The organism is Rhizobium sp. RU35A (assembly GCF_900156005.1).
Taxonomy (GTDB): Bacteria; Pseudomonadota; Alphaproteobacteria; order Rhizobiales; family Rhizobiaceae; genus Neorhizobium; species Neorhizobium straminoryzae.
In genome coordinates, this window is record NZ_FTMR01000008.1 from 1 (window position 1) to 20,050 (window position 20,050).

The 20,050-nt window shown below is 63.7% G+C and carries 15 protein-coding genes; 3 read left to right on the top strand and 12 right to left on the bottom strand.

What is annotated here, in order from left to right; all coding sequences use genetic code 11:
* Positions 1-157: 157 nt before the first annotated feature.
* The 8 genes from F3H95_RS17725 to F3H95_RS17760 form a co-directional block, all read right to left on the bottom strand.
* Positions 158-1,615, bottom strand: a complete 1,458-nt coding sequence (locus F3H95_RS17725; RefSeq protein ID WP_188134417.1) for a sensor domain-containing diguanylate cyclase — start codon at positions 1,613-1,615, stop codon at positions 158-160.
* 156 nt (positions 1,616-1,771) lie between these two features.
* Positions 1,772-2,947, bottom strand: coding sequence for a glycosyltransferase (locus F3H95_RS17730; RefSeq protein WP_244618059.1), 1,176 nt, complete (start codon positions 2,945-2,947; stop codon positions 1,772-1,774).
* A 2-nt stretch (positions 2,948-2,949) separates the two neighbouring features.
* Complete coding sequence (locus tag F3H95_RS17735; RefSeq protein WP_149746969.1) at positions 2,950-4,188, bottom strand: glycosyltransferase; 1,239 nt, start codon at positions 4,186-4,188, stop codon at positions 2,950-2,952.
* Positions 4,189-4,195: 7 nt separating this feature from the next.
* A complete protein-coding gene (locus F3H95_RS17740) occupies positions 4,196-5,404 on the bottom strand; it encodes a glycosyltransferase family protein (protein ID WP_143127360.1) in 1,209 nt (402 codons plus the stop codon).
* 63 nt (positions 5,405-5,467) lie between these two features.
* On the bottom strand, positions 5,468-6,640 hold the full coding sequence (locus tag F3H95_RS17745) for an ABC transporter permease (RefSeq protein ID WP_143127359.1): 1,173 nt from the start codon (positions 6,638-6,640) through the stop codon (positions 5,468-5,470).
* Positions 6,637-7,635, bottom strand: coding sequence for an ABC transporter permease (locus F3H95_RS17750; protein ID WP_149746970.1), 999 nt, complete (start codon positions 7,633-7,635; stop codon positions 6,637-6,639). Before F3H95_RS17750 ends, F3H95_RS17745 begins: the two co-directional genes overlap by 4 nt.
* Position 7,636: 1 nt before the next feature.
* Entirely contained in the window at positions 7,637-9,541 is a 1,905-nt protein-coding gene (locus F3H95_RS17755) for an ABC transporter substrate-binding protein (RefSeq protein ID WP_149746971.1), read from the bottom strand.
* Entirely contained in the window at positions 9,538-11,430 is a 1,893-nt protein-coding gene (locus F3H95_RS17760; RefSeq protein WP_149746972.1) for an ABC transporter ATP-binding protein, read from the bottom strand. Before F3H95_RS17760 ends, F3H95_RS17755 begins: the two co-directional genes overlap by 4 nt.
* 264 nt (positions 11,431-11,694) lie before the next feature.
* Here F3H95_RS17760 and F3H95_RS17765 point away from each other — a divergent pair, with 264 nt between their 5' ends.
* Positions 11,695-12,675 carry a glycosyltransferase gene (locus F3H95_RS17765; protein ID WP_244618060.1) on the top strand — a complete coding sequence of 327 codons (981 nt, stop codon included), beginning with the start codon at positions 11,695-11,697 and terminating at the stop codon, positions 12,673-12,675.
* A 4-nt stretch (positions 12,676-12,679) separates the two neighbouring features.
* Here the strand turns inward: F3H95_RS17765 and F3H95_RS17770 are convergent, their stop codons facing one another.
* Both F3H95_RS17770 and F3H95_RS17775 read right to left on the bottom strand, forming a co-directional pair.
* A complete protein-coding gene (locus F3H95_RS17770; protein WP_149746973.1) occupies positions 12,680-13,411 on the bottom strand; it encodes a polysaccharide deacetylase family protein in 732 nt (243 codons plus the stop codon).
* Positions 13,408-14,496 carry a glycosyltransferase family 4 protein gene (locus tag F3H95_RS17775; protein WP_149747125.1) on the bottom strand — a complete coding sequence of 363 codons (1,089 nt, stop codon included), beginning with the start codon at positions 14,494-14,496 and terminating at the stop codon, positions 13,408-13,410. Before F3H95_RS17775 ends, F3H95_RS17770 begins: the two co-directional genes overlap by 4 nt.
* A 188-nt stretch (positions 14,497-14,684) precedes the next feature.
* Between F3H95_RS17775 and F3H95_RS17780 the strand changes: the two genes are divergently transcribed.
* Positions 14,685-16,028, top strand: coding sequence for a nucleotide sugar dehydrogenase (locus F3H95_RS17780; protein ID WP_149746974.1), 1,344 nt, complete (start codon positions 14,685-14,687; stop codon positions 16,026-16,028).
* A 90-nt stretch (positions 16,029-16,118) separates the two neighbouring features.
* Entirely contained in the window at positions 16,119-16,601 is a 483-nt protein-coding gene (locus F3H95_RS17785; protein WP_149746975.1) for a class I SAM-dependent methyltransferase, read from the top strand.
* A 20-nt stretch (positions 16,602-16,621) separates the two neighbouring features.
* On the opposite strand, the gene F3H95_RS17790 is transcribed toward F3H95_RS17785, so the two are convergent.
* Together F3H95_RS17790 and F3H95_RS17795 are read right to left on the bottom strand one after the other, a co-directional pair.
* Positions 16,622-17,089, bottom strand: a complete 468-nt coding sequence (locus F3H95_RS17790) for a cyclic nucleotide-binding domain-containing protein (RefSeq protein WP_244618061.1) — start codon at positions 17,087-17,089, stop codon at positions 16,622-16,624.
* 33 nt (positions 17,090-17,122) lie between these two features.
* Positions 17,123-19,843 carry an ABC transporter transmembrane domain-containing protein gene (locus F3H95_RS17795; protein ID WP_149746976.1) on the bottom strand — a complete coding sequence of 907 codons (2,721 nt, stop codon included), beginning with the start codon at positions 19,841-19,843 and terminating at the stop codon, positions 17,123-17,125.
* Positions 19,844-20,050 lie beyond the last annotated feature (207 nt).

The following is a 20,050-nucleotide window of genomic DNA, read 5'->3' on the forward strand; positions in this document are numbered from 1 at the left end:
GCCGCTCAGATCGGGGCTGATCGTGGTGCTGTGTAGTGACTGCTGCGGACATTTCTACTTTGCAGCACAGCGGACATTCCAACTCCTCCGCCACATCCGCCAGCAGATTCTATTTTCAAGTGCGACTTGCGCTCGATCCTGGCGCTTTCCCCTGCCCTCAGGGAACGAGGCTGCGCATCTCGCGTGGCAGACGGGCCCGGGTGGTTCGGACGATCCGTTTCTGGTGGTACATGGCGGCATCGGCGCGTCGCAGGAGGGAATCGATCGGCTCACCTTGCTCGCGGGTTGCAGCGCCGATTGCAATGCTGAGGGGCGGGCCGGCATGGCGTTCATTGTTGAGTGCCAGCTGATCGAGAACGGTTTCCAGCATCACGCTGGCGGACGGTTCGTCGGCGCCCGGCATCAGGATCGCGAATTCGTCGCCGCCGATGCGTGCGGCGTGACATGGCGGGCGGACCGTGTTGCCGAGCACCTCTCCCAGCCGGCGCAGCAGGGTATCGCCCGCATCATGGCCAAACTGGTCATTGGTTTCTTTCAGCCCGTTGAGATCGATCATCACGGCGGATACCGGCGCCTCCGGCTGCCGGTCGATGCGGCTGAGCTCCTCGATGTAGAAGGCGCGGTTGTTGAGGCCGGTCAGCACATCGTAGCGGCCGAGATATTCGAGACGCGCCTCGGCCTGTTTGCGCGCCGTGATGTCGGTCAGCGCCATCTGGACCCGCGACCAGTCATGTTCATAGCCGGGCAGAACCGAAAACTGCATGACGAGATAGCGTTCCGAACCGTCGAGCGCATAGGCACGCACCTCGCGCTGGCCGGAAAACTGGTCGTTCCACAACTCCATCAGGCGTTCTCGAAACGGCCGTTCCAGGTCATCGCGAAAGATCTCGGTCACGTGCTCCATCAGCATGTCGATGCTGCTTGCGCCGAACAGTTCGAGCGTGGCGCGGTTGACGTCGATGACGCGGACTTGCCGCAGGCCGTCTCGAACGAAGTCCGGATTCGCCTCCATGTGGGCGCGGATATCGCTGACGCCGTCCGCACGCAGTCCGTCAAGCCTTGCCTTCAGGCTGCTGAAATCCTCCACCCACAGGGAGACGGGCGAATGCTGGAACAGCCCCTCCGCATAGCGCCGCTGCAGCAGTTCGCCGCGATGCGCATCCTCCCGCTCGGTTACGTCCTCCGTCGTCAGCAGGATCCGGTCGAGGTTCTGTTCGTGGCCCGGCATCACCGCCGATCGCAGCCGGATGTCCATGCGCCGGCCGGACAGGGAGTAATTGACTGTGCAGCCGACGAATTCGGTGGCGCCCTCGAACAGGGCCGACAATTCGTCGACCGCACGGTCCACCATCTCGTCGCGGAAGATGCAGGAGAGATGCGCCGTCAGCTGCTCCAGGCTGTCCGCTTCGAACATTTCCAGCGTCCTGCGATTGACGCTGACGACACGGATCAGCGAGGTGCAGGCAGCGATCCGCGATCGGTCTTCCTGCAGGAAGCGCCGGATGTCCGTCACGCCCATCTGCCGCCAGCGCTCGAACTGGTCGGCCACGGCACTGAAATCTTCGATCCACATCGCAATCGGTGCCAGATGGAAGATGTCAGCCATTTCGTTCATGCGCACGTGTCTCCTTCGGCTTGCGCCTGTGTGAATTGAGGACGTGAAACGACATGCCCTGTCAATCATGAGACTCCCATAAGGGAGCACATTGCATTTTATGCATGTCGAAATAACCTTACCTGCGAGGCGTGCGTGCCGCTTGCGTCTACGCCGTCAGGCGAGCGACCTGTTTTCCAGCCTGTCGAGAATGATGCGGGCCGTCTCGGCTGCGCCATCGAGAGACAGGGACAGCGGGGCTGTCTCGCCGGAGGCTGTTGCGGCGGTGATTGCGGTGGCCAGCGTTTCCCCGGACAGTCTGTCCTCCGGCACCATGCGCGCAAGACCGAGCGCCTCGAGCTTCTCGGCCCGCGTCGTCTGTTCGGTTTCACCGCCGGAGGCAAACGGCACCAGCACCGCCGCACAGCGTGCCCGCAGCAGATCACAGACCGTGTTGTAGCCGGCCTGAGATACCGAAAGCTCGGCATTCATCAGCAGGCTCGGGAAATCCTTGCGGAAGCGGACGAGGGTAATCCCCTCACCTGCCCGGGCCGACAGGCGGTTGAAACTCTCGGCCGGCATGTTGGGGCCGGCGATCAGGCACCAGTGGCGTGTATCCTTCAGACGCGCGCGGGCGTCGATGGCGGCCTCGATCAGGGCAGCACCGACAGCGCCGCCGCCCGCCGACACCACCACCTCGAACCGCTCGGCGGAGGGTTCTGGCGCATCCGGCGCCACGAGGCCGGTGTAAAACACCTTGTCGGCAATGTCGGCGGCCAGCGGGAACGTATCCTCCAGCCGCACGAACTGCGCATCGCCATGCATGAGAACGCCGTCAAAATGCTCAAGAACCAGATCGGCAGTTTCCTGGTCCCTGCCCGGTTTGCGGTTCTGCTGCAGGATGTCGCGCACGGAACTGAACAGCAGCGGCTTCGGCTGCCGGGCGCGGATCGCCTCCAGCAGCGGCAGCAGCTCGAAGCGCATCTGCCGGCGGCCGAAGGGAAAGGCCTCGATCAGCACGGCATCCGGTGCCGCGACGTGGAAGGCCTCCAGCAGCAGCGCGGTGCGCTTCTTCTCCATCGTCTCGTCCACCTTGCGGCCCTTTTCGTCGACCAGGCCGGAAAACCCTGTCGTGGAGGACAGCACTGCCGGCAGCTGCACATGCTGCACGCCGGGGGCTGGAAAGCCGTCGATGGCGTTGCCGCCGGTCACCAGCGTCACCTCCATGCCGGCGGCCTTCATTGCAGCGGCGATACGGCTTGCCCTGACCAGATGCCCGATGCCAAGCAGATGCTGCACATAGAAAAAGATGCGCTTCGGGGCTTCCGGACCGGAGAGGATGATGTCGGACACGCTCAGTTTTCCCTGTTCCAGCTGGCGGTGAAGAGCCGTTCGAGATCGGCGATGCTATTCTTGTGGTCGAATTCTGTGCGAACCTTGTGTTCTGCGCGCGCCGCCAGGTTTCGACGCAGGTCCGGCTCCCGGATCATACGGGTAAGCGCCGCCGCCAGCGCCTCCGCGTTCTCCGGCGCCACCAGCAGGCTGTTCTCGCCATCGGCGAACAGCTCGGTGATGCCGGAGACCGTGGTGGAGACCACCGGCAGGCCCTGGCTTGCCGCCTCCACCATCACGTTCGGCAGGCCGTCGCGGTCGCCGTCTTCGGTGATGCGGCAGGCGAGCGTGAAGAGATCGCTGTCGCGGTAATGCTGCAGCACGTCGCGCTGGTCGAGCGCTCCCTTCCAGGTGATGCGCCCCGCAATGCCCAGCCGTTCCGCCTGCTCTTTCAATCGCGACAGCACGTCGCCGCCGCCGATATGGACGAAGTTCCAGGCAAGATCGGCGGGCAGACTGGCCAGCGCTTCCAACAGCACGTCGTAGCCCTTCTTGGGCACGGCGCGGCCGACGCTGAGGAGCCGGACCGGATCGGCAGGATTGCTTCCGTCACGCGCCGACCGGGCGCCGGTGAAGGGTGGGAAGCGGTCGAGATCGAGGCCGTGATAGCTGAGATGCACGTTGCGGCGCGCGCCGGACAGCATGGTCAACTGGTCGTAGCCGACGCGGGTGCAGGTCACGGCCCAGTCGGCATCGGCAAGCTTTTCCCGCAGTTCCCAGTCCGGCGAGGTCCAGATGTCCTTGGCATGGGCTGAGACGGTCCATGCCATGCCGTTCATCATGCTGGCATAGCGGGCGACGGAGGCGGGCGTGTGGATGAAATGCACATGCAGCCAGCCGGCGTCCTTCGGCCATTCCGCGGTCAGGACGGCCGCCTGCCCGAAACGACGAAAGCGGTTGCGCGACACATCCCGCGGAAGATCCTTCAGGAAGGCTTTCAGCGCCCGGTTGAAACCCGGAAAACGGCGCACTTTCCACAGCGCCCGCAGAACTCGAACCGGCTCCTCGTGCAGATATTCCGGAAGATACCAGACCGGGGCGCGGATCTCGTCATGGACCGGGTGGCGCTTCTTGTCGGTTGGCCGGCGCATCGCGACCAGAATGAGCGAAAAGCCGGCGCGTTCCAGCCCCAGCAATTCCTGCGCGATGAAGGTTTCCGAGAGGCGCGGATAGCCCTTCAGCAGGACCAGGATCGTCTTCATGCGGGTTTCAGCCCTGGACGAGCGACAGATGCCGCTCCCCCTTGCGCTGGAACCAGTCCGCAACGATGCGTGAAATGGTCGGGAGTCCTTCCAGTTGCATGCCGGGCGCGCTGATCGAGGGCGGATCGCGCTTCAGGAGATCCTTGATCGCGCCGGCAAAGCGCAGGCTGTCGGCGGATTCCTCGCCGGAAATCATGCTGACCAGACCGAGTTCGCTGGCGCGTGTGGCGCGGATCAGCTGCTCTTCGCGCGGCTGTGTACGCGGCACGATCAGCGCTGGCTTGTCGAAGGAGAGGATCTCGCAATAGGTGTTGTAGCCGCCCATGGCGATCACCGCGCGGGCGCCGGCGATCCTGTCTTCCATACGGTTGTCGAATTCAAGGATCTCCAGATGCGGGTGCGCCTCGCAGGCCTCGCGGAAGTGGCTGCGCTGCTCTGCCGGCATGTAGGGGCCGAGCACGATCACCGCCTTGTGGGTGAGCGTCGGGTCTGCCTTGTAGGCGCCGATCACGTCGCGTACCAGATCGGCACCATCGCCGCCACCGCCCGTGGTGACCAGCAGATAATCCTCCTTGCCGGCCTGGCTGCTGCTGGCCTCAATCGAGGCCTTGCGCTGCAGGAAGCCGACGAAGTTCATCTTGGCGCGCACCGAAGGCGGCACGTCGATGCCGGTCAGCGGATCGTAGAAATCCGGCGGGCCGTAGATCCACACATCGTCATAGAGATTGCCGATCTTGCGCAGCACGTCGTTGCGCTTCCACTCGGCCTCGAGCAGGTGTGGCGCATCCATCACGTCACGAAGGCCGAGGATCAGCGTGGTGCCGCGTGTCTTCAGATAGGCGAGCGTGTCTTCCACCTCGTTGCGCAGGCCGAGCGGTTCCTTGTCGATGATGAAGATATCCGGTTCAAAACTTTCCGCCGTATGGCGGATGATCGACTGGCGCATCTTCATGGTTTCCTGCAGGTCGATGTGCCGGTCCATGGAGGTGTATTCGCCGTTGCGCAGCTTGATGACACTGGGGATCTTCACGAAGTCGACGCGGGCCCGATAGTCGAAAGCCCCTGCAATCGTCGCGCCCGAGACGATGAGCACATTCAGGCCCCGGTAATCCTCGACCAGCGAATGGGCGATGGTGCGACACCGCCTGAGGTGGCCGAGTCCGAACGTGTCATGGCTGTACATCAGGATACGCGCGTTTCCCAGACGTCTCGGCATACTCTGTCTTCTCCGTAGAATTCATGTGCCGGACAACGCCTCCCCGCGCGATCCGAAGGTCGATCATTTATATGGGTCAGCCGCATCTCTAAGACCATCGCCGAGGAAATTGAAGGCGAGGATCACGAAAATGACCGGCAGGACGGGGAAGAGCAGCCACGGATAAAGCGCCAGAACACTCACTGTTCGCGCTTCCGTGAGCAGCACGCCCCAACTCGTGATCGGCGGGCGCAGACCGAGCCCGAGGAAGCTCAGCGCCGTTTCGCCGAGGATCATGCCGGGAATGGTCAGTGTCGCACTCGCAATCAGGTGCGACATGAAGCCGGGAATGAGGTGGCGGCCGATGACGCGGGCACTGCCCGCCCCCATCAATTGCGCGGCAAGCACATAATCTTCCTCGCGCAGCGCCAGAAGCTTGGAGCGTACGGCGCGCGCAAGCCCCGTCCAGTCGAGAAGGCCGAGGATGACGGTGATGCCGAGATAGACGAGCAGCGGGCTCCAGTCCACCGGCAGGATGGCGGCGAGCGCCAGCCAGAGCGGGATGCTGGGGATCGACTGCAGCACCTCGATGACGCGCTGCACGACGAGATCGAACCAGCCGCCCCAGTAGCCGGCAAGACCGCCGATCACGATGCCGAGAACGAAGCTCGTCATCACCCCGAACAGGCCGATGGTGAGCGAGATGCGAGCGCCGTGCAGGATGCGCGAGAAGATGTCGCGCCCCAGCCGGTCGGTGCCGAGCAGGAAGAACTGGCCGTCCTTGGCGGGGCAGACGAAGTGCCGGTCGGTCTCCACCAGACCCCAGAAGCGGTAGGGCTCGCCGTGGCAGAAGAAGCGAAGCGGCTGGATATCGTTCGTGTCATCGGTATAGACGCGGCGCAGGTTCCGCATGTCGAGCGTCATCTTCTGCCCGTAGACGAAGGGACCGACGAAGCGGCCCTCATGGAACAGATGCACGCCCTGCGGCGGCGCGAAGATGTAATCGACATTGCGCGTGTGCACCTTGTAGGGCGCCAGGAACTCCACGAACAGGATCATCACATAGGCGAGCAGCAGCGCGATGCCGGAGATCAGCGCGAGGCGGTGCCGGCGGAAGCGCCACCACATCAGGCGAAGCTGCGAGGCCTGCGCGCCGTCGCCCCCTGCATCCGCCTTGTCGTCGGCATAGGGGTCGAAGGGCGCGGTGCTGACGAAATGCGGCAGTTCGTCCGTCTGGGCGTGGGTCGTGGCGCTCACTTGGTGCTTCCTCCGCGCAGACGGATCCGGGGATCGAGAAGGGCAAGCGCGATGTCAGAGACGAGAACCCCGACCACCGTCAGGAAGGCGAGGAACATCAGGAAGGAGCCGGCCAGATACATGTCCTGGCTCTGCAGGGCGCGGATCAGCATCGGGCCCGTCGTCTCGAGCGACAGCACGACGGCCGTGATCTCGGCGCCGGAAATGATCGCCGGCAGCACCGAGCCGATATCCGAGATGAAGAAGTTCAGCGACATGCGCAGCGGATATTTCACCAGCACCTTGAAGGGATGCAGGCCCTTGGCGCGCGCCGTCATCACATACTGCTTGTGCAACTCGTCCAAGAGGTTGGCGCGCACGCGCCGCACCATGGCTGCAGTCCCCGCCGTGCCGATGATGATGACCGGGATCCAGATATGCTCGAGGATCGACTTGACCTTGGCCCAGCTCATCGGTTCGGCCAGATATTTCTGGTCCATCAGGTGGCCGATGGAGGTGCCGAACCAGATGTTGGCGAGATACATCAGCACCAGCGCCAGCACGAAGTTCGGCACCGCAAGCCCGATCAGGCCGAGCAGCGTCAGGCCGTAATCGCCCCAGCTGTACTGATGCGTTGCCGAGTAGATTCCGATCGGAAAGGCGATCAACCAGGTAAGCGCGATCGTGACGGTGGAGACGAGGATCGTCAGCCACAGCCGGTCGCCCACGACATCGGAGACCGGCAGGCGGTATTCGAAGGAATAGCCGAAATCCCCATGCAGCATGCCGCCTGCCCAGCGCAGATACTGGATCGGCATCGGCTGGTCGAAGCCGTAGCGCGCGCGCAGCTCGTCGATCTGCTGCATGTCGGCCTTTTCGCCGATCGCCTTCAGTTCCTCCACATAGCTTTCGAAGTAATCGCCCGGTGGCAGCTGGATGATGGTGAAGATCAGCATGGAGATCAGCACCAGCGTCGGTATCATGACGAGGAAACGCCAGAGGATGTAACGGAGCATCTCACGCATCTTTGTCGTACCAGAATGTGTCGGGCCTGTAGACGCCGAGATAGGACATGGGATCGTAGCCGTAGAGGCCATCCTGCGGCACGTTGCGCAGGCTGCGGGCGTGCACCACCGGCTGCAGTGTTTCGTTCACGGTGCCGATGGTGAAGACCTGGTCGGTGTAAAGCTCCAGCATGTGGTGCCAGATGGTTTCGCGCTCGCTGCTGCTTTTCGACAGGCGCCACTCGTCGAGCAGTGCCGCGAGCCGGATCGCCTCCGGCATGTCGACCGGCTTGCCATCGCTGCCGCCCGAATAGGCGTGGAGGCCCCAGAGCGGCCATTGCATCTGGTCGTCGCTCGTCGGTGCCAGTTCCTCGGGCGACATGTCGACGGTCGGCACGCCGTTGTCGAGCCCGTGGAAGACGGTCATCATCGCCTCTCCGCCCTTGACGCGCCGGCGCAAAAGCTCGCGCTGCGAGGTGCGAACGAAGATCTTGATGCCCACGTCCATCCAGTGGTCGTGGATCAGTTCGAGAATGTCCGTCTCGTTGCTGTTCTCGCCGTTGACCTCGACGATCACGCGGGCGGGACGACCATCCGGCAGAAGGCGGATATCGCCCGGCCCACGCTTGTCGAGGCCGGCTTCATCGAGCAGGCGGTTGGCCTGTTCGGGATCGTGATGCGCCCAGGCATTGCGGTATTGCGGCTTGAACAGCGGGCTTTTGGGCAGGATGGTGTTGGCGCTTTCCTTCGCAAGGCCGAAGAACACTGCCATGTTGATCTCGTGGCGGTTGATCGCCAGCGACAGGGCCCGCCGGACCCGGACGTCGCGCCACAGTCTGTTCCAGACCGGATCCTTGCAGTTCAGGTTGGGAAACAGTGCCGTGCGCGACCCCTGGATGCGCCGCCACAGGTCGACCTTGATCGGGTAGCGCTCCTCCGCATTCTTCAGGAAGGTGTAGTCGGCGAAATCGAGATTGGTGAACTGGAGGTCGCTTTCTCCCGTCCCGGTCTTGGCGGCGATCAGGTCCGAGGAACTGACGTCGAGATAGACCTTGTCGATGTAGGGAAGCTGCCGCCCCTCTTCGTCCACGCGGTGATAGTAGGGATTGCGTTCGAAGACGAAGCGTCCTGATGGCGGTGCCGTCATGTTGCGCCAGGCATCCAGTGTCGGCAGATCCGGGTTTTCGGGCCGCACCGTGCGCGACTGCATCTGGTGCAGGGATTTCCAGTCCTCGACGCGGGCCTTGGCGATCAGTTCCTTCAGTTTTTCCGGCGTCTGGTACTTGCGATGGAACTGCTTGAGATAGGCGGCAGGCATCATCAGGCGAAGTGGCGACGGCGAGGCGATGTCGGTGAGAAAGTCCGGGTTCGGCACGTCCCAGCTGTATCGGACCGTGAGCGTGTCCAGCACCTCGAAGCGCGGCTTGGTGCCGTTGATGATGAGGCTCGAGGGGATGCCGCCGCGATAGAGGTCCTTGTTGAGGAACATGTCCTCCCAGACATAGCGGAAATCTTCCGAGGTGAAGAGCGACCCATCCGACCAGCGATGCCCCTCGCGCAGGTGGAAGGTGAAGATGCGCTCGTCCTCCACCTCGAAGCGTTCGAGCAGATCCGGCTCAAGCTCAAGCTTCTCGTTGTAGCCGAGGAGTCGCGAATAGGAGATGATCGGGATGTAGCGGATGTCGCGCTGCCCGCCGATCAGCATGCGCAGCGTGCCGCCATGCTTGCCGATCCGGGTGCCGTTGTCGCCGCCGAGCCGGATCACGCGCGGATTGCGTGGAAGGCGCTCCGCAAGCGGGGGCAGGCTGGTGCCGGCCGCGTTGTCGGACAGATAGGCCGAATCGACATAGGCGCCGAGAACGGTCTTCGGCATCATCGTTCCGGCCAGCAGTGCCAGCGCCTGTCTGCGCGTGATCATGGGCGCAGCTCCCGCCAGTCGATATTGCGGCGCGCCAGGACCAGATGGCCATTGCCGAGATCGACATGGGTCAGATCGTCGTCGCTGCCGTCGTCATCGGCCTTGAACTGGCGCGCCCACAGCTTGCGGGCTGCGGCACTTGGCTGGCCGATCGCCTCGAAGTCCAGCGGGCGATCGAGATTCGGCACCGGTACGGCCGCCAGAAGTTTCTTGGTATAGGGGTGCACGGGCTCGCGCATGATCACCTCGCAGGGCGCGATCTCCACGATGCGGCCCGCATACATCACGGCCACGCGGTCAGCCATGTAGTTGACCACCGCGAGGTTGTGGGAAATGAACAGATAGGTGAGCCCGAGATCCGCCTTCAAATCCTTCATCAGATTGAGGATCTGGGCCTGGATCGACACGTCGAGCGCCGAAACCGGCTCATCGCAGATCAGCAGATCGGGGCCGAGGGCGAGTGCGCGGGCAATGCCGATGCGCTGGCGCTGGCCGCCGGAAAAGCTGTGCGGGTAACGGTTGATCGCCCCGTCCGGCAGGCCGATGGCCGAAAGCAGCCGGCGCGTTGCCTCAAGCCGGGCCAGCGGCGTGCCACGGCCATGGATCTCCAGCGGCTCACTGATGATGTTGCGCACCGTCATGCGCGGCGAGAGCGACGAGACCGGGTCCTGAAAAACCATCTGGATGCGCGTGCGCAAGAGATCGAGGTCGGCACCGCGCGCGCCCAGCACGTCAAGCGGCTTGCCCTCGCCGTGGAAGGTGATCGCACCGCTGTCAGGGGTGACGCCGCGCATCAGGATCTTGCTGAGCGTGGTCTTGCCGCAGCCGCTTTCGCCGACGAGGCCGAGCGTTTCGCCGCGACGGATGTCGAAGCTGACATCGTTGACAGCGAGCGTGCCCTGCGGCTGGCTGAGGCCGAAGCCTGCAGCACGCTTGGTCTGGAAGGTCTTGGAGACGCCTTCGACGCGCAGCAGCACCTCCGGCAGCGCAGCCGTACTGCGCGCCTTGTCGAGCAGGCCGGCCGTTTCCACGCGGATTTCACGCAACGGTTTCAGCCGGGCATCCCGCGGACTGTCGAAATCCGGCACGGCGGCCATCAAGCCCCTCGTGTAGGCATGACTCGGATGCCGGAAGATTGCCTCGACGGAGCCTGCTTCCATCACCTCGCCGCGATAGACCACCACCACTTCGTCCGCCATGCTGGCGACGACGCCGAGGTCGTGGGTGATCAGCAGCATGGCCATGCCGAGCTTCGACTGCAGTTCCCGCAGAAGCTTGAGGATCTGGGCCTGGATGGTCACGTCGAGCGCGGTGGTCGGCTCGTCGGCGATCAGAAGCGACGGGCGACAGACCAGCGCCATGGCGATCATGGCGCGCTGTCGCATGCCGCCGGAGAGTTCGAAGGGATACATGTCGAAGGCGCGTGCCGGCTCTGCAAAGCCGACGAGGCCCAGCATGTCCAGACACCGCTCGCGCTGCTCTGCAGGCGACAGGACCGTGTGGATCTTCAGCACTTCCTCGATCTGGTTGCCCACCGTGTGCATGGGCGAAAACGAGGTCATCGGCTCCTGAAAGATCATGCCGATGCGATTGCCGCGAATGGCGCGGATATGGCGTCCGTCATGCGGAAGGGAGAGCAGGTCGATGCTCTCGCCGGTTGCGGGATCATTAAAGATCACACGGCCACCGATGCGGGCGATGCTCGTCTCGATGCCCATGACCGAGCGGCCGAGCACGGATTTTCCCGAGCCGGATTCCCCCACGAGCGCGGTGACCTTGCCCGGACGGATGCGCATGCTGATGCCCTTGATGGCATCGATGCTGCCGGACATCAGCGGAAAGGATACGGATAGTCCTTCCACGCGCAGCAGATCCGTCCTGTCGTTCATGCAATCCCAACCCCGGAGGCCTCGGGGCATGTGTTCGCCCGAGCCAGTTCCCTTGTCTTTTCCGTCAACCGTATCGCAGCCTATTGTTTGTGTCTATGAGGAAGACCCGCAAGAGCAACAGCTGCTGACAAGTCGTGCATTTGCCTGATAAATCATTGCCGAAGAATGACAGTTCCTGATGAAAGACCGGTTGGCTTGTATGTTTCTCCTGAAATGCGATTTTGCTGCTGACGCATTACAACCCCCGTCCGCCGGAGGTGCCGCATGATACAGCCGACAGGCCCCGAAACACCGCGCCAGAGACTGAAGCGAATCCGCACGATGATCGAGGCGGGGCTTCTCAGCGAACCGAGAGCTGGCCTGGAAGCGATGAGCCGTGATCCTGCGGTGCGCGGGGATCCCTCGCTCGGGACGGCAACCGTGCTCGGCTATCCCCGCAAGCTGCATTCGGCCTGGCTGAAGCTTGCCAAGGCGGAAGGCAATATCGTTGACCGGATCGGCCTGCAGCACACGCTGGTGCCGCCGCCTGCGCTTCTGGCGCCGCTGACAGCGTTCGACGGTCAGATGCGGCGCGCCATGAATGCCGTCAACCGCCAGCCGGTGCCATTGATCCTGCACCAGATCTGGCTCGGTGACCTGCCCTTGCCGCCGGCGACAGAGGCCTGGCGCCGTCATGCCGAGGCGAACGGTCTTGAATACCGGCTGTGGCGCGAGGCCGACCTGGAAGAACTCGGCGTGCCGCTGCATCCCGCCTACCTGCAGATGCTCGATGCCGGGGACTATCCGGGTGCGGTCGACATTGCCCGTTATTTTGTGCTGCATGCCGCAGGCGGCCTCTACCTCGATTGCGACTGGTATCCGGCCCGCGACGATGTGAGTTTTGCCGACGTGTTGCCGCTGACCGGACTTGCCGCCCTTGCCGAGGACACGCCACGCGAAACCGGTGCGGGCAGCCTGCTGTTCACCAATTCCTTTATCGCGGCCCCGGCCAGCCATCCGGTCTTTGCCCGCCTGCTCGACATCCTGCCGGAGGTCGTGCGGCTGTTGCCGGAGGGGCCAGCCTGGTGGTCGACCGGGCCACTGATCTTGTCGCTGCTGTTTCGCCAGACGACCGTACAGGTGCCGGATGCCTCGATCGTTGTGGCGAACCTTGCGCGCGGTGCACCGATGGAGGCGGTCGCGGAAGCCCGCCAGCAGGCGTTTGCCCGCGATGGTGGCCTGCTGATCGCCTGGAAATCCTGGTAGAGCGTCAGCCGGGCAGGAGATCGGGTGCCGCGCGCCAGCGGCAGGCGGGGTGTCGGGCGGTCAGTGCTAGCAGGTCCTCCAGAAAGTCCCAGGCTGCGGCGTCATGGACCAGGTGATGGGTGAGGATACCGATCGCAGAGAGCGCCTGTCTCGCATGCAGATGTTCCAGAAGCTCGGCATAAAGGCTGTCTGCCGGGCGTCCGCCATAGGTGCCATGCCAGTCCATGATGTCGAGATGGGTGTTGAGGAGCGGCAGGGCAGCCGGCTTTTCGCGCCCGAACACCGAGAGCGACCGGAAACCGAGATCCGGCAGGGCTTCGACGATCTCCGCCGCAATCCGGTTCCACGGGGGCACCAGCATCGGCTGGAAACGTGACCCGTGCAGGGCCTCCAGCTTGCGAAAGCCGGCGGCCAGTTCATCGAGAACCGTGGCCAGCGGGCGATCGAGGCCAAGCTCCTGCTTCTTGGCGGGTGGCGTCGAATAGCTGCGATGCGACCAGCCATGGACGGCGACCGTGACGTCCGGCTCCACCGCAAGACGATCCGCGAGGTCTTCGTCCGTTTCCTCGGGAATGACGGCAAGCGTCAACGGGACCGCATGCCGTGCGGCAAGCGAAAGAAGCCTTTCCAGCGCAGGCGTCGTGCGCACCGCATCGTCGTCCCGCAGCCAGAAATCGACGCGCCTTCCCTGCCCGGCCAGATCATCGAGATGCTGTTGAACGAGGGCTCGGCTCATGCTGCAGTCTCCAGGGCGCGGCGCAGGATTGCATCAAGACGGTCTGCCGCGGCTTCGATGGTGCGGGTTTCGGCTACGAAACGGCGCGCTCCCGCAGCCAGCCGGTCCCGCTCCGTCCGGTTCGACAGCAGATGCGCGATGGCATCGGCATAGGCTTGGTCATTGCCGGGGTCGGTCAGGAGACCTGTCCTGCCCTGCTCCATCACTTCCGGCACGCCCGCCACCTGTTCCGCAATGACCGGAAGGCCGGCGGCCTGCGCTTCGAGATAGGCAAGGCCATAGGCCTCGCCGTGGCCCGGCCACAGATAGAGTGCGCCGGAGGAGAGCAGATCCGCAACCTCCTGCGGTCCCCCCTGCCCCAGCCAGCGGATGCGGCTGGATGGCAGCGCGGAAAACGCCGATTCCACCTCGGCCCGCGCCGGCCCGTCGCCGAGAATGCTGAGCCGCCAGTCGAGGGAAGTCACTCTTGCCAGCGCCGCCGCGAGCGCCCGGTAGCTGCCGAGCTTGTCGCCCGGCCGCATCATGGCGACGGTTACCAGATGGCCGGCTTCGGGCCTGGGCGTGCGGGCAAGGAAGATCGAGGCTTCGATGAAGGGCGGCAGACGCTCTACCCGCGCCTCCGGTGCGGCCTGCAGAAGGCCGGCTTCATCCCTTGCCGTCAGGGCAATGTTCACCGCGGCCTGGCGGATGCCGGCCAGCACCTTGTCCTGGGACTGCGCCCAGCCGCCGATATTGCGCCGGCCGGAATAGGAGCATTCCGCCGTGACATAGGGACGCGAGAACTGCCGGCAGAGATCCGGCCCCAGCAGGTCCGGTGCCTTGTAATAGGGATGGTAGCAGAACCAGAGATCCGGCACGCCCTGCTGATGCCAGTGATCGGCAATCCTCTGCCGCTCGCCGGCGGCAAGGCTTTCCTGATCCTCCGGAACCTCTGGTGTTGCCGAAAACGAACGAAGGCCGGAGACCAGCTCCACGCCGTGCCCCGCCATCTGCAGCGCCCGGACCAGTTGCCGCGCCATCAGGCGGTCACCGGAGGGCACCGGATGATCCGGGGATTTGAGCGGAGCATAGAATGCGATCTTCATACGCTCCAGATGGCGCAGGCTGCGCTCGCTTGGCAAGCAGCACCTGCGCTTTTTTTTGGCGCGTGGCCTGTGCAATCAAACCGCACACGCCGCCTCTTGTCCCTCCGTGATCCGCCGTGATCTTGACACCGGCCATCGGCAGCCGCACTTGAGCAGCCTGAACAGGTGCATGATGTGGAGATGCCAGGGTGAGTGCGACGCAGGGTCATGGCGAAAACCTTCTTTCGGCCATCCACGACAAGAGGGCCAAGGCAGGTGTGATCGGACTGGGCTATGTCGGCCTGCCGTTGGCGATCAGCATGGCGCGTGGCGGCTTCTCCGTTCTCGGCTTCGACATCGATCCGGACAAGATCACCCGCATCGATGCGCATCGAAGCTATATTGATGCGGTTCCCGACGCCGTGCTGGCGGAGGAACATGCGGCTGGCCGTTTTGCCGCAACGACCGATTTCGATCGTCTCGCCGAATGCGATGTGATCGCCATCTGCGTGCCGACCCCCCTCACGCGCTACCGCGACCCGGACCTCTCCTATGTCGAGAATACCTGCCGCGATATCGCCAGGCGCCTGCGTCCCGGCCAGTTGATCGTGCTGGAATCAACGACCTATCCCGGCACGACCGAAGAGGTGATGAAGCCGATCCTGGAGGCAGGCGGTCTCGCCTCCGGCGTCGATTTCTTCCTCGGCTATTCGCCCGAGCGCGAGGACCCCGGCAATCGCGATTTCCAGACCTCGACCATTCCGAAGGTGGTGGCCGGTGACGGGGAGCTGGCCGCAGAGATGATGAAGGCCTTCTACGGCGCGGTCGTCGCGACCGTCGTGCCGGTCTCGACGCTGCGCACCGCCGAGGCGGTGAAGCTGACGGAAAACATCTTTCGCGCCGTCAACATCGCCCTCGTGAACGAGCTGAAGATCGTCTACGAGGCCATGGGCATCGATGTCTGGGACGTGATCGATGCGGCCAAGACAAAACCCTTCGGCTACATGCCCTTCTATCCGGGACCCGGCCTTGGCGGCCACTGCATCCCGATCGATCCCTTCTACCTCACCTGGAAATCGCGCGAGGTGGAGCAGCCGACCCGCTTCATCGAACTCGCGGGCGAGATCAACACGGCCATGCCCCGCCATGTGGTGGAGCGGCTTGCCGAAGCGCTCGACCGCCGGCTCGGGCGTGCGCTCAGCCGCTCGCGGGTGCTGATCCTCGGCCTTGCCTACAAGAAGAACGTGCCGGACATCCGCGAAAGCCCCTCGCTGAAGCTGATGGAACTGATGATCGAACGCGGCGCGGACGTCTGCTACCACGACCCCTTCATCGAGGAAGTGCCGCGCACCCGTGAATACAGCCACCTGAAGGGACGCCGCTCGGTGGACCTGACGGCTGCGAGCGTGGCAGGCTTCGATGCGGTGGTGGTGGCGACCGATCATGATGCCGTCGATTACGCGATGATCGGCCATACCGCGTCGCTGATCGTCGATACCCGCAACGTATTCGCACGAAAGGGCGTTGCCGCCTCGACCATCGTCAAGGCCTGACCGAGAGTGTCAGGACACCCGCCCTTCATCTCCATGCCGAGGGCATCCTCCGCGGGTGCCGAAACCGGAAAGACCAAGACCGGAAAGACCATGAGCAGGCTCGACAGCTTCATCAACCGCATGAGCGCGCAGCGCGACATTCTGAACCATGTGCGCGACCACTATCCGCTGCCGTCCGAAGGGCCGATCTTCGAGATCGGGCTCGGCAACGGGCGCACCTACAGCCATTTGCGGGAATGCTTTCCCGACCGGCGCATCGTGGCCTTCGACCGCAAGCTCGCCGCCCATGCCTCGTCGGCGCCGGCGCCGCAGGATTTCGTCGAGGGCGAGATCCGCGAAACGGGTCAGTCCTTTGTCAAGGGGACCGCAGCGCTGGTGCATGCCGATATCGGCACCGGCTATGACGACAAGGATGCGGTCACGCTGACCTGGCTGCCGGACATGGTGGCCGGCATGCTGGCGACGGGGGGCATTGCGGTCAGCGGTCTGCCGCTCGACCATGCCGATTTGGAACCTCTGCCGCGCGTGGAAACGATCCGGGAAGGCCGCTATTTTCACTATCGGCGGCGCTGACAACCTCTGCGACCGTTGTCTCAGACAATCCGTTCCGGGCGCCTTGCCAGCTGGCGGGCCAGGCCAGCCGCCTTGTCGCGGATGGTTTCGGCCAGAGCCCGGCTGAATTCGAAGCTCATGCGCGGATTGTCGGCGATGAGGCGCAGGAAGCTGTCACGGGGGATGCGCAGGAGTTCGAGCACGCTGGTCGCGCGTACCGTCGACACGCGCGGTGCATCGCTGACAAGGCACATCTCGCCGATCATCGTTCCGGCGGAGGCTTCTCCGATGATGATCTCGCCGCCCGGCGCGGTTGCCACGATATCGGCGGTTCCGCGCAGAACCACATAGGCCGCCTCGCTGGCATCGCCTTGGTGAAAGATCGTCTGGCCCGGTTCGTAGCAGACCCGGCTCGAGGTGAAGGCCAGAAGCTTCAGCTTGCAGGCGTCGATTCTTCCGAAATACGGAACCTGCCGCAGGAGCATCACTTCGTCGTTCAGCGAGATCATCTCATTCACCCTGTCGTGGCAAGGCACGCCAGGTTACGCCACCAGCGATTTGAAAATGCCACTTTCCTTGTCAAGGGCCTCGAACGTACCGTCCTCGACCACCACGCCGCGGTCGAATACGATGACTCTGTGAAACAGGCGTGACAGCGAGGTGTTGGAAAGCACCCAGATGACGGACGGATTGTTGTCCTGCTCGCGCAGGAAGTCGATGACGTCGCGCACGATCTCCTCCTGCACGCGGCGGTCGAGTCCCGGCAGTGCCCGGTTGAAGATGTAATAATCCGAGCGGCGCACGAGTGCGCGGGCGAGGCTCAGCTTGTGCCGCTGCGTGACCGTCAGCCGGCGTCCGCCGCTGCCGACGTCGAATTCCAGGCCAAGCCCCATCAGGCTGTCGCGCATCCCCATCTCGTCCATGATGCGGGCGGCGATGCGGCGGATATTGGCAACGGCATCCGGCACACGGTGCGACGGTTTGCCGAACAGCACGTTTTCCCGCAGTGTCGCGGCCGCCATGTAGCGGTGCGGGTCGTAGCGCTCGACGCGGTCGCGCAGGTCTGCCGGCAGATTTTCATAGAAGAGGTCGCGGGCCGCCACCACCTGATCCATGATCTGCGGCGTCAGCACGCCGAAGCGGTAGCGCGGCTCGATATAGTGCAGGCTGAGCCGCACGATGCTGCGGCGCTCGTCTTCGGTGAGGGTCTGGCCGGCGCGCGTCTTTCGTTTCTGAAGCAGCTGCTGGTAGATGAGGATGTCTTCCGCGCTCAGCCGGTCGAGCTGCTGGAAGAAGGGATGTTCCGGCGGCAGGTCTGCGAAAATTTCCACCAGGTTTTCCGCGATCGTCAGGCCCATGTCGAACAGAAGCGCGGAAAGCCCCGCGCGGCGCAGCACCTCATGCACGTATGGCGTCTCGGCGACTTCGATTTCGTGCGGTGTGCTGCGCTTGGTGGCCGCAAACAGCAGGTTTTCGGCCACTGTCGCTTCCGGGTTGTAGGCCGTCGGATCGAAATGCGCGACGATGTGACCAAGCCCTTCACGCTGCAGCTCCTCGCGCAGCGCATGGCGCATCTTGACGATGCGCTCCGTGATGACCGGATTGTCCTCCGGGTCCACATGCGAATGCAGCGCAAGTTCCATGACGTCGGAGGTCAGCTGAACGGCATCGAGTGCACGCAGCACCGATTGCTTCAGGTCGTCGCTGAAGCCGCGCATGATCGAGGTGGATCGCCGGTCGATCCAGTCGGCATTGAGGTCGAAGGTGGCATTGCCGGCGAGCTGCGCCTCCTGGATTTCCCAGCGGCGGTTGGCGGCATCGCGGCCGCTGTAGCTGACCGTGCTGGTCGGCGCGTGCTTGAGGCCGTAGAGCAGGTTGTCCTTCAGGCTGCCGTGGAAAAAATAGCTGCTGGCGGAGACATAGGTAATCGCGCGGCCGGTAACGGATTCCGGTAGTTCGAGGAGGTCGTTCTCGCCCAGCGTCACCTTGCCGGAGAGCGGCCAGACGAGACGGCCGAAGGCTTCCGCCAGCGCCTCGCCGCCGCTGCCCATGTTGTCGATCACCGCAACCGTCTCGCCGCGCTCGATCTTGACCGAGACACCTTCGATCACCTTGGCGCCAGCGCCATCCGCCACCGTGATATTGGTGGCGGCAAGCGGGCCGAGGCCGAAGGTGGGCGTGACGGCCGACAGCCCGTGCCGGTCCGCCTCGATCAGATGCGGCAGCTCGAACTGTTCCAGCACCTGTTCGTATTTCACCTGCACGTCCTGGCGCGCCTGATCCCAGTCGATCAGCTCCTTCAGCGGGCCGGGCAGATCCTTGTAGGCGTTGATGACGGCAACCAGCTGGCCGACGTCGAGGCTGCCTCGCAGCGCGAAATAGCCGCCGATCGAATAGAACAGGAAGGGGGTGAGCTGCGAGAGGAAGTTGTTGAAGAACTTGACGATGAACTTCCACTGGTAGAGCTCGAAGCGAATGCGGTAGATCTGCCCGAGCCGGTGGGCAATGTCGGCTCGCTCGAAATTGGTGGTGTCATAGGCATGGATCGTATCGATGCCCTCGACGATTTCGCCGACCTTGCCGGCCAGATGGCGCGCGGTGATCTGCCGCTGGCGGCCGAGATCGATCAGGCGGCGACGCATCTTCGGAATGATGCCGACCTGGATCGCCACCATCACCGCGGCAATCATGCCGAGCCAGACATTCTGCAGGAAGATGAAGAACAGCGCGGCGGAAGCCTGTCCTCCCAGCAGCGCCGGCTGCACGAAGGCATCGCCGGTGAAACCGCCGAACGGCTCCACCTCGTCCTTCACCATGGTGGAGATTTCCGCGCCGTTGACCTGCTTCATGGTGCTCGGCGGAAAGCGCAGCACCCGATCGACCAGTTCGTAGCGTATGCGCCGCAGCAGGCGCTCGCCAAGCCGGCCCTTGTAGGTATTGATGTAGAACTTGAAGAGGCCGTTGACGATGACGAGCAGCAGGAAGACCGCGCTCAGCCCCATCAGCATCGACATGCGATCCAGCGCGAAGCCATCGAAGGACAGATCCCACCCCGTCAGCGGAATGGTGAAATCGAAGGCCATGAAGGGCGCACGTGCATCCGGTGATTCGAAGCCCTGCCCCTGGATCGGGCCGTTGATGATCTGCTTGGGCAGGTCAAAGGCCGCGAAATAGGGGACCATGGACAACAGCACGATGGCCAGAATCCAGATCTGCTGCGTGCGCGTATGCCGCCAGATATAGCGTAGTAGGTTCTTTTCCATCCGGTGCTTGTCTTCGGCATTCCGCGCATGGCCGGCCAGTCATGCGGATCTTGAGGGGATCATTATATATTGCCGACCACGGGGCTTCGCAAATCCGGTGCCGATCTTGGCGCGACATTCTTGCCAAAAGCTTGACCCTGCGGCGGAAGCGCCACGTCAAACCAACAAATTCGGGTCGCATTGCGGCAAGACGGAGGCATTGGCCGA